The sequence below is a fragment of the Mesorhizobium sp. A623 genome (genome assembly GCF_054489405.1).
This window is the reverse complement of the sequence record NZ_JBTMXB010000009.1, coordinates 163,174-175,567: the sequence shown is the minus strand read 5'-3', so window position 1 is coordinate 175,567 and position 12,394 is coordinate 163,174. Positions and strand designations below refer to the sequence as shown.

Genomic DNA, 12,394 nt, shown 5'->3' with positions numbered 1-12,394 from the left:
GCAGGTGCGACAGTCTTAGCGGATGAATTGCGCATGTCACGCGCTTTTGTCGTTCCCCACAGCGGCGAATGCGCCCTGCCCGGCGCCAAGTCCGCCAGCGGCTCAGTCTTCGGTGACGCGCGGCGTCAAAAGACCGAGTTCCTCCAGGTCGATGTCGGTCAGCGCGTCCTCGTCCTCCTGAAGCTCATCGAGGTCGGCGGGCGGCAGCGGGATCGAGAAACTGGAAGGCATGCGGCCGGATAGCAGGCCAGCGCCTTTCAACTCCTCCATGCCGGGCAGATCGCGGATTTCCTCCAGCGCGAAGTGGTCGAGGAAGGCGTCGGTGGTGCCGTAGGTGACGGGACGGCCCGGCGTCTTGCGACGCCCGCGCATGCGCACCCATTCCGTCTCCAGCAGCGTATCGAGCGTGCCCTTGGAGGTTTCGACGCCGCGAATGTCCTCGATCTCGGCGCGCGTCACCGGCTGGTGATAGGCGATGATGGCTAGAACTTCGAGCGCGGCGCGCGAAAGCTTGCGCTGCTGCACCGTGTCGCGGCTCATCAAAAAGGCCAGATCGCCCGCCGTGCGGAACGCCCAGGCGTCGCCTACCCGTACCAGATTGACGCCGCGCCGCGCATAAATCTGCTGCAATTCGGCCATGGCGGCTGGAATGTCGATGCCGTCCGGCAGCCGCGCGGCAAGCTGCTTTGCGCTGACCGGCTCGGCGCTGGCGAAGACGATGGCCTCGGCCATGCGCACGGCCTCGGCCAGATGCAGCCGCTCCATCGGGTTCTTGCCGCCTTCGTCGCCGGCCCCTTCATTGCCGGGCTTGAACGGAATGACGGATGCGCCGCTGCTCTCGCTCATGTCGCCACCTCGGCCCCTCGCGGCGCGCGCCCGCGCAGATAGATGGGCGCGAACGCCTCGTGCTGGCGAACCTCCAGCTTGCCCTCGCGTACGAGTTCCAGCGAGGCGGCAAACGAACTGGCGGTCGCCGTGCGCCTGTCTTGCGGGCTTGCCAGATATTCGATCAGATATTTGTCGAGATCGGTCCAGTCGCTCAGATTGCCGATCAGGCGCGAGAGAATGTCGCGCGCTTCCTTCAGCGACCACACGCCGCGCCGGGCGATACGGACATTGGTGATCGCCTGTTTCTGGCGCTGGATGGCATAGGCCGTCAGGAGATCGTAGAGCGAGGCGGTAAAAGCGTTGCGCTTCTCGACGATGACCATTTCGGGCATGCCGCGCGCAAACACGTCGCGGCCAAGCCGGTTGCGGTTGACCAGCCGGGCGGCGGCATCGCGCATGGCTTCCAGCCGCTTCAAGCGAAACTGTAGCACCGCCGCCAGTTCCTCGCCGCTTTCGCCCTCGTCGCCGGGCAGTTTCGGGATCAGAAGCTTCGACTTCAGGAAGGCGAGCCACGCCGCCATCACCAGATAGTCGGCGGCCAGTTCCAGCCGCACCGCCCGCGCCTGGTCGATGAAGACCAGATACTGCTCGGCCAGCGCCAGGATGGAAATGCGCGACAGGTCGACTTTCTGGGTGCGGGCAAGATGCAGCAACAGGTCGAGCGGGCCTTCGAAACCGGCGACATCGACCACCAGAGAGGGATCGCCGGTCAGGCGCGATTCTTCGCTCTCCGTCCAGATGGCATCCATCGGAGCGGGTTTGCCGGGCTTTGCCGTCCCTTTCTGCGCCACTGCCGTCTGCTTTCTCCTAGGCTACCACCGCCTCGAAATAGGTCGCGAATTCGTCGCGGACATCGGCCTCGTTCGCCTCGTCGCCCTTGTTGATGACGACCAGCGCCCGTTCCGCCCGCGCCAAGGCCGTGCCTTCCAGCCCGGTGGTGCGTGAGGCGATGCCCATCATTTCCTCGAAAACGCCATTGCAGTGAAGGACCAGATCGCAGCCCGCCGCAAGGATGGAGGCCGCCTTTGTCGGGAAATCCCCAGAAAGTGCCTTCATCGAGGTGTCGTCGCTGATCAAAAGCCCATCAAAGCCGATTTCGCGGCGGATAACCTCCTCGATCACCTTTCCGGAGGTGGTCGCCGGGTTGTGCGGATCGATGGCGCTGAAAATGACATGCGCGGTCATCGCCGCCGGCAAATGCGCAAGCTGGCGGAACGGCTCGAAATCATGCCGGCGAAGGTCGTCCAGCGAGGCATCGACGGTCGGCAATTCGAAATGCGTGTCGGCAAACGCCCGGCCGTGGCCCGGAATATGCTTCATCACCGGCAGCACGCCGCCCGCCATCAGCCCTTCGGCGGAGGCGCGGCCAAGCTCGGTAACGCTCTTCGGCTCCTTGCCATAGGCGCGCGCGCCGATGACGTCGCTGGCACCCTCGATCGGCACGTCGAGCACCGGCAGGCAATCGGCGGTCAGGCCGTAGCGCGCAAGGTCGAAGGCATGCAGCCGGCCGAGCAGCCAGGCGGCGCGGCAGCCCTCGTCATGGTCGTCGCGCCACAGCGCGCCAAGGGCGGCGCCCGCCGGATAATTCGGCGCGAGCGGCGGGCGCAGGCGCTGCACCCTGCCCCCTTCCTGGTCGATGAACACCGGCGCGTCGGGGCGGCCGATGCAGTCGCGCATCGAGGCGACCAGATCGCGGATCTGTTCCGGCTCGCTGATGTTGCGGGCAAACAGGATGAAACCCCACGGGCATTCGCCGCGATAGAAGCGGATTTCATCCCGGCTGAGGGATTTCCCGGCACAGCCGAGGATCATGGATTTTGATTCGGTCATGCGTGCAGTTTAGAGCGTCGCGGCACGAAAGGGAATCGGATCGAAGGCCGCTTGCCGCGATGGCGGCGTTGGGTTACGCCTTCGCCATGACAACGCATCGCTTTACCGCCAACGCCTGGTCCAATGTACTGGGCACCCTGCCCGCAGCCCTGAAAATCGCTTCGGGCGATACGGTCGTTACCGAAACGATCGACGCCCATGGCTTCGACAAGGATGGCGTTCGGCGCGCCTCCGAGCCCAACCCGATGAACGGTCCGATCTTCGTTACAGGGGCCGAGCCCGGCGATGCGCTCAAGGTCGAAATCCTGCGCATGACGCCGATCCGCGCCACCGGCTGGACCCGCGCCTCGCTTGCCGGCAATGTCGTCGATCCGGAATTCGTCCGTGACCTGCCGCCGCGCGACATGACAAACTGGCGGATCGACCTGCAGGCGCTGACGACGACGCCGGACCCCGCCGTGCCGGGTCTCGAGGATTTCGTGTTGCCGCTCGAGCCGATGATCGGCTGCTTTGGGGTCGCGCCGTCCATGGGGCAGGCTTTTTCCACCGCGACCAGCGCCGAAAACGGCGGCAATATGGATTACCGTGGCTTCGGCCCCGGCACGACCGTGTGGTTGCCTGTCGCTGCGCCCGGCGCGCTGTTCTTCCTTGGAGATTGCCATGCGGTGCAAGGTGACGGCGAAATTGTCGGCACCGGCATCGAAACCTGTTTCGAGGTCGAGATACGCCTGAGCGTCGAAAAGAACCGCAATCTGGTCTGGCCGCGCGGCGAAAACGCCACCGCCATCTTCTCCGTCGGCAATGCAAGGCCACTCGACCAGGCGCTGCAGCATGCCACGACCGACATGTTCAACTGGCTGACCAGCGATTATGGCCTGAGTGCTGCCGCTGCCAGCCATCTGATGGGACAGGTCGTGCGCTACGACGTCGGCAACGTCTACGATCCGGCCTACACCATGGTCTGCCGCATCGACAAGAAATGGCTGAAGAAGCGCAAAGCTTAAAGCGCACGACCTTCATAACAAAACCGGCGCAGCTTTTTGGAGCCGCGCCGGTTTTTTTCGAATTCAGCCGATCATTTCGATACGAAGCAGTTGCCGCCGGCAGCCTTGTAGCTTTCGCAAAGGGTGATGGCGTCGTTGCGCGAATTGGCCGGTATGCGCACGCGGTAGAACGTGCCCTTGCCGGCAATCTCGGCCTTGACGATGTTGGCCTGGTGACCGTCAAGCACGCTGGCATAGCGGCTGGCCAGAGCCTTGTAGGAAGCCTGCGCGCTTTCCTCGTTCGGCTGCGAAGCGATCTGCATCGACCACGAACCGGAAGCAGCCGCTGTCGGGCTGATCGAGGCAACCTGGTCGGGCTTGACCTCGCCGACGATGTTGACGGGCTGTTCGGAAGGCCGCTGCGGGGCAGCAGCCACTGTGGCTGGCGTCGTCGCGGACTGCGTATCGGCCTTGGCAACCGGCTTGAGGGCGGACCCGCTTTCCGGGACCGCGGAAGCCGTCTCGTCATTGGCCGCTATGGTGCCGGTCAGGTCGTCGGCCTGGACGGGCGCACTGGCGACGCGCTGCGGCGCGGGGTCCATCGGCTCGCTGGCTTCAATCGCGGGTGCCGGCGTTGGATCTTCACGCGGCGCCAGCGTACCGTCCGGCTTCACGATCATCGTGCGGACCTTGCGCGGCGTGACCAGCGCGACATCCTGATTGGTCGTTGCCGAACTTTCCGGCTGCGCGTCCTGAACGATGCGGTCTTCCGATTTGGCGGTCGGAGCGGTATCGCCGGATGCGTCTGCCGTTTCGTCCGGCGTCGACGACAGGTCGATGACGCGGTTTTGCGGGGCAGCCGCATTCACGTCCACCGGGTCTTGCGCCGCCGCAACCAGTTTCTCCTGCGAAGGCGCTTCGGGCTGGCCGCCCTTGGCGACCACTTCATAGACCTTGTTGTCCTGGTTCGGCACCACGGTGCCGCCGGGATTTTCCGGCTTGACCTTGATCGGCGTATTGTCGGCCTTGACGATGACGGGAACGTCCGAACCGCTGCTGCCTCCCGGCGAGAGCGCGAACGCGCCAATGCCGCCGACGATCGCGACAGCGCCGACGGCCGCCGCGATGAACAGGCCGCGCCGGCGCGGCGCTGACGCCATTTCTGCCGCCGCCATGCCCGGAATGGCCATTTCGTGGTCGAGTTCGGGATCGTAATCCAGCCCGTCGGGAGCAAAAGCCTCTGCCGGCGCAAAAGGCCTGCCGTCATGCGGCGCACCGAAACCGGAATCCATTTGTACGGTAGCCGCATTGTAGGAAGCGGCGGCGTTATATGGCTCCGCTGCGAAAGCCGGAGCCGGGGCCGGGGACGACGCGGCATAAGCGCGACTGTCGCCCCGGCTGAAACCGGCTTGATAGGGCTCGTCGTCATAGGCGGCGGCGCGGGACGGAACAGGCTCGGCCTCGGCGGCGTTCAAATCGCCGAGCATGCCGGCGAATTCCACGTCGAGGTCGTCGAAGGAAGCCGAGGCCGGCCGGTCCTGTTCGAAGGCAAGTTCCGGAATGTCGAGGTCGTCCGCCAGCGCCACGACGCGTTCCGGCACATCGATGGTTTCGACGTCGGGCATTTCGTTGAAGGAAGCTGCGGCCGGTTGCTCGTCCAGCACGGGTTCGGCCTCCGGTTCGGCCTGCCAGGCCGGCGCGGCAGGCGGCTCGGCCGTAACGGGCGTCTGGACATTCCAGGCGAGCGGCATGGCAGGCGTTTCCTGCGGCGTGAAAGGCTGCTCAGCCGCTGCCGAATGCTCTTCCTGGTCCGTCATGTCCGAGTTCGCCAGTTCCTGCAGCAGCATCGCGTCGAGGTCGGCCCCGCCGTCATGCTCCTGCAAATTGTCCGGCACATGGGGCGTTTCGACCGGCTGCGACGCGCCGTAACCGGCGGCGGCGACCGCAAAAGGATCGGTCGCGCCCGAATGACTTGCGCCCGCAATCGAGGAACCCGCCATCGAGGACATCGAGGCCCATGAGCGCGACATCGTCGTGCCTTCCGTCGTGGACTTGGCGACACGAGCGCCCATATTGCCCAGCAGCGCGTTCAGTTCGTCTTCCAGGCTTCGCTCCTGCGCGGCGGGAGCCAGCGCTTCGGCGATCTCAGCTGCGGCTTCCGGCTCCTGCGCTGCCTGCACCACAAAGCGATCCTCGGCGGGCGCGGCCACCGAAACGGTCGGCTCGGGCTCTTGCCAGGCTTCGATTTCGGCTTCGGCTTCATCCTCGAAAGAGGTCGCCTCAGCAGCCTGATATTCCGGCTCGGCGGCAACTACTTCCGGCGCGTGAACGACCAGCTCGGCACGGGCATCGAAATCCATGTCGACGTCGGCCAGGGCTTCCGCGAACTGCGCGTCGAAATCCTGATCCGCCGCGACTATGGGAGCCGGCGCAAATTCGTCTTCGGCGGCAGGGTCCTGTGTCGGCGAATGGGTATCGGGTTCCGCTTCGACCTGGAACGACTGCGCCACCGCCTCGCCGAAATCAGGATCCATATCCAGTTCGGGGTCCGGTTCGGGATACATGTCCAGTTCTTCCAACTCGGGCTCGGCAGCGTATGCCGCATCCGGCGCAAAATCCTGCATGGACACGGCAACCGCATCGTCCAGATCGTCCATATCCAGTTCGTGGGCGTCGTACACCGGTTCAGCGGCGGGTTCCGGCGCCTGCGCTGCATCGTGGCCGGCATCGGCTTCCATGCTGAACTCGCCCATCAACTCCTTTTCGAGGTCGATGTCGAAATCGTCGCCCATGACGGGATCGGGCGCGGCCTGCGACTTTACCGGCTCGCGCGGGTCGAAACCCATGATCCTGGTCAGTTCCGCGAACGGATCATCGTCGGAGATCGCGTCGGAGGAGATCGCGTTGCGGTCGGCGGTTTTCAGCGGGGTTCTGTCTGCCATCTTTGTTCCCGAACTCGTACACAGTCGGACGCCATAGACGTCGCGCAAGGTTGGCCACTACCAGCGCAATGTGGGCAAAAGGTGACAGGTGTTTTAGCTAAACCTAACGCATTTCGGTAGGCGCTTCCGCCCCGATCAACGCCAAGCCGGACGTCAAAACATCCGAAACGGCCTGCACCAGACCCAGCCTGGCAAGCGTCAATTGTCGGTCGTTAACCTTAACAAACCGTAAGTCCGGGTTCTCACTACCCCTATTCCAGGCCCCATGGAAGGCGCTGGCGAGATCGTAGAGGTAAAAAGCCAGCCTGTGCGGCTCAAGCGCGAGAGCTGCGGACTCGATCAGGCGCGGATATTCGGCCAGCTTTCGGATCAAGCCAAGCTCGCCCTCGTCGGTGAGGCTGGCGCTCAATGCAGCCAGCTCCGTCCGGTCGAAATGCGCCTCGCCCAACTGCTCGCCCGCCTGCCGGAACACCGAATGGCAGCGCGCCGAGGCGTATTGCACGTAGAAAACCGGATTGTCCTTGGACTGTTCGGTGACCTTGGCGAAATCGAAATCGATCGGCGCGTCGTTCTTGCGATAGAGCATCATGAAGCGGATCGGGTCGCGGCCGACCTCCTCCACCACTTCGCGCAGCGTGATGAAATCGCCCGAGCGCTTGGACATGCGCACCGGCTCGCCGTCGCGGAACAGTTTTACCAGTTGGCACAGCAGCACGGTCAGCTTGACGCGGTCGCCGGCGACGGCGCGCGCCAGCGCCTCCAGCCGCTTGACGTAGCCGCCATGGTCCGCGCCCAGCACATAGATCAGGTCGACGAAGCCGCGATCCACCTTGTCCTTGAGATAGGCGACGTCGGCGGCGAAATAGGTGAAGGAGCCGTCGGACTTGATCAGCGCGCGGTCGAGGTCGTCGCCGACCGCCGTGGAGCGGAACAGCGTCTGCTCGCGGTCTTCCCAATCGTCCGGCTTCTCGCCCTTGGGCGGCGGCAGCGTGCCCTTGTAGATATGCCCTTTCAGGGTCAGGTCGTTGATCGCCGAGCGTATCCTTTTCGCGTTTTCCGCGTGCAGCGTGCGCTCCGAGAAGAACACGTCGTGATGCACGTTCAAGAGTGCCAGATCCTCCTTGATCATCGCCATCATGGCGTCGATCGTGCGATCCTTGATGATGGCCAAGGCCTCGTCTTCCGGCATCTGCAGCAGCTTATTGTCGAATTCGGCGGCAAGCGCCTGTCCGACCGGAACGAGATAGTCGCCCGGATAAAGCCCCGCCGGGATTTCGCCGATTTCCTCGCCCAGCGCCTCGCGGTAGCGCAGCAGCACGGAGCGCGCCAGAACGTCGATCTGCGAGCCGGCGTCGTTGATGATATATTCCTTGGTGACGCTATAGCCGGCAAACGCCATCAGATTGGCCAGCACATCGCCGACCACCGCGCCGCGGGTATGGCCGACATGCATCGGCCCGGTCGGGTTTGCCGAAACATATTCGACATTGACCTTGCGGCCCTGCCCGACAGTCGAGCGACCGTAATCCGTGCCCGCGCCGAGCAGGCTGGTCAGATGCGCCTGCCAGAAGCCGTCGCGCAGCCGCAGGTTGACGAAGCCGGGGCCGGCCACTTCGACGGCGGCGACATCGGCGTCGGCACGCAGCATTTCCGCGAGCTTTTCGGCCAGCGCGCGCGGGTTCTGCCCGGTCGGCTTGGCCAGCACCATCGCCGCATTGGTCGCCAGGTCGCCATGGGTGGCATCGCGCGGCGGCTCGACGGCGATGCGCGACAGGTCGGGTGAAGCGCCGTCCTTGTCTTTCAGATCAAGCGCTTCGACGGTCTTGATGATCCGCGCGGTGAAGTCGGCGAAGATGTTCATGGCAGGCTTTCGTAAATGCGCCGGAAAGTGCGACGAATTTTCAGGAAAATTGAAACTCACGTCAAACGTGATTTTCGGGCAGCGCTAACGCAAATCCGGCGTATGGTCAAACAAGCGCTGGTGCTCCCTGATGGCATAAGTGTCGGTCATTCCGGCCAGGAAATCGGCGACATGGCGCGCCTTGACCCGGTCCTCGGCGCGGTCGAGCCCTTCGCGCCAACCGTCGGGCATGGCGCGAGGGTCGGCGAAATAAACATCGAACAGGTCGTTGACGATCCGCTCGGCGTCTTCGCGCACCCGCATCACATCCTCATGGCGGTAGAGATGCTGGTACAAAAACGCCTTCAGTTCCTTCTCGGCGACCGCCATTTCCGATGAAAACCGCACCATCGTTTCCCCGGCTCCGTGGACGTCGTTCGCACTTTGCGGGTTGATCCGCGCAAGATTTTCATGGGTCGTGACGATCACGTCCTCGACCATGCGGGTGATCTGGCGGCGCATCAGTTCGTGGCCGGTGCGGACCTTGTCGAGCGTCGGGTAACGCTCGCGCACGGCTTTGAGGATCGAACCCGGCAACGCAAGCTCCTCCAGCATCTCCAGCTTCAGCAGGCCGGAGCGCAAGCCGTCGTCGATGTCGTGGGTGTTGTAGGCGATGTCGTCGGCAATCGCCGCGCATTGCGCCTCAATGCCGGCGAAGCGGTCGAGTTCGAGGTCGTGCAATTCATTATAGGCGCGGATGGTCGGCGGGATCGGCCCATCCAGCCCCTCTCCCCTGGCATCGGCCAGCGGCCCGTTGTGCTTGACCAGTCCCTCCAGCGTTTCCCAGCAAAGGTTCAAGCCGTCGAATTCGGCGTAGCGATGCTCCAACCTGGTTACGATGCGCAACGACTGGGCATTGTGATCGAAGCCCCCCCATAGCGCCATCTTCCCGTTCAGCGCGTCCTCGCCCGTGTGGCCAAAGGGCGTGTGGCCGAAATCATGGACCAACGCCACCGCCTCGGTCAGATCCTCGTCGCCGCGCAGCGCGCGAGACAAAGCGCGTGCGATCTGCGCCACCTCGATCGAATGGGTCAGCCGCGTGCGATAATGGTCACCCTCATGCGCGACGAATACCTGCGTCTTGTGCTTCAGCCGGCGAAAGGCGGTGGAATGGACGATACGGTCGCGATCGCGCTGGAAGGGCGTGCGGGTCGGGCTTTCTGGCTCGGGAAAAAGGCGGCCGCGCGAGCGCGCGGGATCGGTGGCGTAGGCGGCGCGCGGCCGATAGCCGAAGCCGATATCGCCAAGCTTCGCATTCTCGTCAGTCATCTTGCCTCATTCAGTTTGCCTCATTCAGTGCCGCGTTCAGCAAACCACTCGACGATTTTCGGCATGTGGCGCTCGAACCCACCCGGCAGGAAGACATTGAGCAGGCCCGCCGGTTCATCCGTCGTATTGCGGAAATCGTGGACGACGCCCGCCGGGATGCGCACGAACGCGCCGGCGGAAGCCTCGACCCATGTCTCGCCCGTGAGGATGGCTGCCCTACCCTCCAGAACATAGAATATCTCGTCATTCGCCTCATGGCTGTGGGCACCCGGCCCCGTACAGCCCGGCTGCAGCCACCATTCGGAAACGGAATAGCGTTCACCCGTCTCGCCTTCGTCGGCCTTGAACACCGCCCGCATCGCACCGCATTCGTAGGCTCGGCCCTCGCCGCGCGCCAGCAGAAGGACATCTCTTTCCGACAGCGTTTCCATCGTGCCTCCAGTCGCAGCACGCGTTTGGCATCGTGCTGCCAGTTGACTTGGCCCCTCGCGCTTCATACCTATCATGAATAACCGAAAGCAAGGTGACGCCCATGGGCGCTGATGCAAAGACTGCCATGAAAATCGACGTTACCGACGCCGCCTTCAAGCGCATCGCCAAGATCGTCGCCGCCGATCCGGGCAAGACCGCGTTGCGGGTTGCCGTCGAGGGTGGCGGCTGTTCGGGTTTTTCCTACAAATTCGACCTGGTCGAAGGGCGCAACGACGACGATATCGCGCTCGAAAAAGACGGCGCGACCGTACTGATCGACGATATGTCCGTGGTCTATCTGGGCGGCTCGGTTATCGATTTCGTCGACGATTTGATGGGCCAGTCGTTCCAGATCAAGAACCCCAATGCGGTCGCCTCCTGCGGCTGCGGCACCAGCTTTTCTCTCTGATTCTTTTTCAGGGCAACGTAGCCGCACCCGTCGTCACCAGAATAACTCCGATGTGCGCAGATGCTCGGGACAAGTCCGAGCATGACGGAGGTTGAAGGGCCGTTCGAGCGGTCCTTTTTCTTTGTCGCTCAAACTTCCGCCGACATCGCGGCCTTGCGCAGGTCGTCCGCCTCGCCGCTCGCGCCGTTGAAGACGAGGTTGAGCAGAACGGCTGCGACCGATGCCAGCAGGATGCCTGAGTCCACCAGCGGCCCGATCGACTTGGGCAGCCACATGTGGAAGTCCGGGGCGACGACCGGGATCATGCCGAAACCGAGCGCGATGGCGACCAGGAACAGATTGTTGCGGTTTTCCTTGAAGTCGACGGCGGCAAGGATGCGGATGCCGGTTGCCGCGACCATGCCGAACATGACGATGCCCGCCCCGCCCAGAACCACCGTCGGCAAGGCTTCGACCAGCGCGCCCATCTTGGGGATGAGGCCGAGCACCACCATGATGGCCCCGCCGGCGACGCAGACGAAGCGGCTGCGGATGCCGGTTACACCGACCAGCCCGACATTCTGCGAGAAGCTGGTATAGGGGAAGGTGTTGAAGATGCCGCCGAGCAGCGTGCCGAGGCCGTCCATGCGCAAGCCGGACGAAAGCATCGGCTGCGTCACCTTCACGTTGGTCATCTCGCCCAGCGCCAGGAACATACCGGTCGATTCGATCATCACCACGATCATCACCAGAACCATGGTGAGGATGAGAACGGGATCGAAGATCGGAGCGCCGAAATGAAACGGCAAGATCGGGGCAAGCCAGGCCGCATTCGCCACCTTTTCGAAATGCATCATACCGAGCGAAGCGGCGATGACGCCGCCGACGATGATGCCGATCAGCACCGCGACGTTGCTGAGGAAGCCCTTGGTGTAGCGCGCGACACAGACGATGACGCCGAGAACGACCAGCGACAGGACGATGTGGGACAATGGCGCATAGGCCGGATTGGGCACGCTCGGCGCAAGAGAAAGACCCGAGGGCGCGAGCGGCATGCCCGAATTCGCGGCATGGGTGGCGTCGGTGATCGCCTTCAGCCATGCGGCATATTCGGGATTGACGATTTTCGGCGCGGTCGGGCCGACCGGCAGGCCGAATATCCAGCTTATGCCGATCTTCATCAGCGACACGCCGATGACCAAAATGATTGTGCCGGTGACCACCGGCGGAAACAGCCTGAGCAGGCGGCTCATGAATGGCGCGATCAGCACGGTGACGATCCCCGCTCCGATGATCGCGCCAAAGATCATGCGCGCGCCCTCGGTGCCCGGATGCGCCACCGCCATCGATACCATCGGCCCGACGGCGGCGAAGGTGACGCCCATCATCACCGGCAGCTTGATGCCGAACCATTGCGTAGCCCCCATCGATTGCAGGATCGAGGCGATGCCGCAGACGAACAGGTCGGCGGAAATCAGGAACGCCACATCGGCGGGTTCAAGCTGGAGCGCGCGGCCGATGATGAGCGGGACGGCGATGGCGCCGGCATACATGACAAGGACGTGCTGCAGGCCAAGCGCAAACAGGCGTGGCGCCGGCAACATCTCGTTGACGGGATGCGTCGTAGAAGACATTCAAGTCCCTCCCTTTTTCGCTCCATCCGAATAGAATCGGGTTTCCTCTCCCGGAGCAATGGTGCAGGATCGTTCGTAACCGGCCAAAA

Annotated in this window: 10 protein-coding genes; 2 read left to right on the top strand and 8 right to left on the bottom strand. The window is 63.7% G+C overall.

What is annotated here, in order from left to right; genetic code table 11:
- Positions 1-102 precede the first annotated feature (102 nt).
- Genes scpB through nagZ form a run of 3 tightly spaced genes read right to left on the bottom strand, consistent with a single transcriptional unit; the run spans position 103 to position 2,718 of the window.
- Complete coding sequence (gene scpB / locus ACX3P1_RS12080) at positions 103-846, bottom strand: SMC-Scp complex subunit ScpB (protein WP_459079808.1); 744 nt, start codon at positions 844-846, stop codon at positions 103-105.
- Entirely contained in the window at positions 843-1,637 is a 795-nt protein-coding gene (locus ACX3P1_RS12075; protein ID WP_459079847.1) for a segregation and condensation protein A, read from the bottom strand. The genes scpB and ACX3P1_RS12075 overlap by 4 nt, the downstream gene beginning before the upstream one ends.
- 58 nt (positions 1,638-1,695) lie before the next feature.
- The gene (gene nagZ, locus ACX3P1_RS12070; protein WP_459079807.1) at positions 1,696-2,718 is read right to left on the bottom strand and encodes a beta-N-acetylhexosaminidase; all 1,023 of its coding nucleotides are present in this window, start codon (positions 2,716-2,718) and stop codon (positions 1,696-1,698) included.
- 86 nt (positions 2,719-2,804) lie between these two features.
- Between nagZ and ACX3P1_RS12065 the strand changes: the two genes are divergently transcribed.
- Positions 2,805-3,722, top strand: a complete 918-nt coding sequence (locus ACX3P1_RS12065) for an acetamidase/formamidase family protein (protein ID WP_459079806.1) — start codon at positions 2,805-2,807, stop codon at positions 3,720-3,722.
- Positions 3,723-3,793: 71 nt separating this feature from the next.
- On the opposite strand, the gene ACX3P1_RS12060 is transcribed toward ACX3P1_RS12065, so the two are convergent.
- From ACX3P1_RS12060 to ACX3P1_RS12045, 4 genes are all read right to left on the bottom strand, one after another.
- Positions 3,794-6,643 (bottom strand): SPOR domain-containing protein, encoded by a 2,850-nt coding sequence (locus tag ACX3P1_RS12060; protein ID WP_459079805.1) that lies wholly within the window; start codon positions 6,641-6,643, stop codon positions 3,794-3,796.
- 103 nt (positions 6,644-6,746) lie between these two features.
- Positions 6,747-8,504, bottom strand: coding sequence for an arginine--tRNA ligase (argS, locus tag ACX3P1_RS12055; protein ID WP_459079804.1), 1,758 nt, complete (start codon positions 8,502-8,504; stop codon positions 6,747-6,749).
- 84 nt (positions 8,505-8,588) lie between these two features.
- A complete protein-coding gene (locus ACX3P1_RS12050; RefSeq protein ID WP_459079803.1) occupies positions 8,589-9,812 on the bottom strand; it encodes a deoxyguanosinetriphosphate triphosphohydrolase in 1,224 nt (407 codons plus the stop codon).
- Positions 9,813-9,832: 20 nt separating this feature from the next.
- The gene (locus tag ACX3P1_RS12045) at positions 9,833-10,243 is read right to left on the bottom strand and encodes a cupin domain-containing protein (RefSeq protein ID WP_459079802.1); all 411 of its coding nucleotides are present in this window, start codon (positions 10,241-10,243) and stop codon (positions 9,833-9,835) included.
- A 101-nt stretch (positions 10,244-10,344) separates the two neighbouring features.
- Between ACX3P1_RS12045 and erpA the strand changes: the two genes are divergently transcribed.
- Positions 10,345-10,692, top strand: coding sequence for an iron-sulfur cluster insertion protein ErpA (gene erpA, locus ACX3P1_RS12040; RefSeq protein WP_459079801.1), 348 nt, complete (start codon positions 10,345-10,347; stop codon positions 10,690-10,692).
- Positions 10,693-10,820: 128 nt separating this feature from the next.
- On the opposite strand, the gene ACX3P1_RS12035 is transcribed toward erpA, so the two are convergent.
- Positions 10,821-12,305: a nucleobase:cation symporter-2 family protein gene (locus tag ACX3P1_RS12035; protein ID WP_459079800.1), complete on the bottom strand. Its 1,485-nt coding sequence runs from the start codon at positions 12,303-12,305 to the stop codon at positions 10,821-10,823.
- Positions 12,306-12,394 lie beyond the last annotated feature (89 nt).

What these genes read in the sequence shown, in the direction of transcription:
- scpB (WP_459079808.1), bottom strand. Translation starts at nt 846, where the DNA reads ATGAGCGAGAGCAGCGGCGCATCCGTCATTCCGTTCAAGCCCGGCAAT.
- ACX3P1_RS12075 (WP_459079847.1), bottom strand. Translation starts at nt 1,637, where the DNA reads ATGGATGCCATCTGGACGGAGAGCGAAGAATCGCGCCTGACCGGCGAT.
- nagZ (WP_459079807.1), bottom strand. Translation starts at nt 2,718, where the DNA reads ATGACCGAATCAAAATCCATGATCCTCGGCTGTGCCGGGAAATCCCTC.
- ACX3P1_RS12065 (WP_459079806.1), top strand. Translation starts at nt 2,805, where the DNA reads ATGACAACGCATCGCTTTACCGCCAACGCCTGGTCCAATGTACTGGGC.
- ACX3P1_RS12060 (WP_459079805.1), bottom strand. Translation starts at nt 6,643, where the DNA reads ATGGCAGACAGAACCCCGCTGAAAACCGCCGACCGCAACGCGATCTCC.
- argS (WP_459079804.1), bottom strand. Translation starts at nt 8,504, where the DNA reads ATGAACATCTTCGCCGACTTCACCGCGCGGATCATCAAGACCGTCGAA.
- ACX3P1_RS12050 (WP_459079803.1), bottom strand. Translation starts at nt 9,812, where the DNA reads ATGACTGACGAGAATGCGAAGCTTGGCGATATCGGCTTCGGCTATCGG.
- ACX3P1_RS12045 (WP_459079802.1), bottom strand. Translation starts at nt 10,243, where the DNA reads ATGGAAACGCTGTCGGAAAGAGATGTCCTTCTGCTGGCGCGCGGCGAG.
- erpA (WP_459079801.1), top strand. Translation starts at nt 10,345, where the DNA reads ATGGGCGCTGATGCAAAGACTGCCATGAAAATCGACGTTACCGACGCC.
- ACX3P1_RS12035 (WP_459079800.1), bottom strand. Translation starts at nt 12,305, where the DNA reads ATGTCTTCTACGACGCATCCCGTCAACGAGATGTTGCCGGCGCCACGC.